The organism is Stenotrophomonas sp. Marseille-Q5258 (genome assembly GCF_946900935.1).
GTDB lineage: Bacteria > Pseudomonadota > Gammaproteobacteria > Xanthomonadales > Xanthomonadaceae > Stenotrophomonas > Stenotrophomonas nematodicola.
The window spans coordinates 1-1,318 of sequence record NZ_CAMPPN010000063.1; the positions used below are offsets into that span (position 1 = coordinate 1).

At 67.7% G+C, this 1,318-nt stretch carries 1 protein-coding gene; it reads left to right on the top strand.

Annotated elements, in window-relative coordinates; all coding sequences use genetic code 11:
• Nucleotides 1-209 precede the first annotated feature (209 nt).
• Nucleotides 210-1,318: ferric reductase-like transmembrane domain-containing protein (locus tag OC534_RS19265; protein ID WP_262072417.1), on the top strand; the 1,109-nt coding region annotated here is incomplete at its 3' end.

A 1,318-nucleotide genomic window follows, 5' to 3' on the forward strand; every position in this document is an offset into this window, starting at 1 on the left:
AAGGCCGGGTTGGAACTGCACGCGGTTGATGCCCATGGCGCCGCCTCGTTGGCTTCAAGTGGCACCATGCTGTGCCGCAGGCGGCGCAAACCCTGCGACTCGCGGCTGAGGGTCGGGGCTAATCAGGTCGCCAGATTGATCCCGATCAACGCGCGTCGGCACGCCTGACGGTATCATTCGATCCGGCCTTTCGATTGGACGGATCTGTCATGCGCCTCGGTTCGCATTCCCTGATTGTTCCCGCGGTGTTGGCCAGCTTCGCGCTGACGGCCTCGGCGGTTCCCGGCAGCACCTGGCCGACCACGGGGATGCTCAGCCTGGGTTCGGGCGTCGCCGCCGTGTCGCTGATGGCCCTTGCGGCCGTCCTCGGGGCACGCTGGAAGGCGGTCGAGTCGCTGTTCGGTGGTCTGGACCGCGTCTATGAGACGCATAAGTGGCTGGGCGTGTGGGCGCTGGTGTTCGCCTCGGTCCATCTGGTCTTCAAGGCGGGTTCTCCGGCATGGGAGACAGCGGCCATCCTGCCGCTGCCAGGACCGGTGACGCGGCTCGTCCGGCAGCTCAGCTTCGTCTCGCTGATGCTCATCGTGCTGCTGGCGCTGAACCGCAAGATCCCGTACCGGACCTGGCGGTGGTGGCACAAGCTGTCCGGTCCGCTGTTCCTGATCGTCGTGGCGCACTGGGCCAGCTTCAAGTCGCCCATCGCGCTGGCCAGCGCGGCGGGCGCATGGCTGGCCGTGCTGTCGTCGCTGGGCGTGATGGGGGCGGCCTACAAGCTGCTGCTGTATCCCCTGTTCTCGCGGCATGCGCGGTACCGCCTGCGCGCGGTGTCCGCCAACGGCAGTGCCGTCCACCTGCAGCTGGTGCCCGAAGGTCCGGGCATTCCGTTCCTGCCCGGCCAGTTCGCGTTCGTATCCTTCGGACACGACGGCCTGCGCGAGCCGCATCCCTTCACCATCGCCAGCGCGGGGGACGCCGATGGCGGCATCGCCTTCATGGTGCGTTCGCTGGGCGATTACACGGAGCGGCTGGTGAGGGATGCCAGGCCCGGGATGGTGGCACAGGTCTATGCGCCGTTCGGCCGGTTCGAGCACAGGCCCACCGGACGGAAGGAGATATGGATCGCCGGTGGCGTGGGCGTGACGCCGTTCATTGCCTGGCTTCGCGATGCCGACGCGTCCGCGTTGGACGGCGTGACCTTCTTCCATTTCTTCACGCCGGGTCGCGAGCTTCCCGACGCCGTGGATCTGGCGGGGATGGCGCGTGCGCGGGGTGTCGAACTGATCGACATCGCCACGGGACCGTCGTCAGCCGGCTTTCG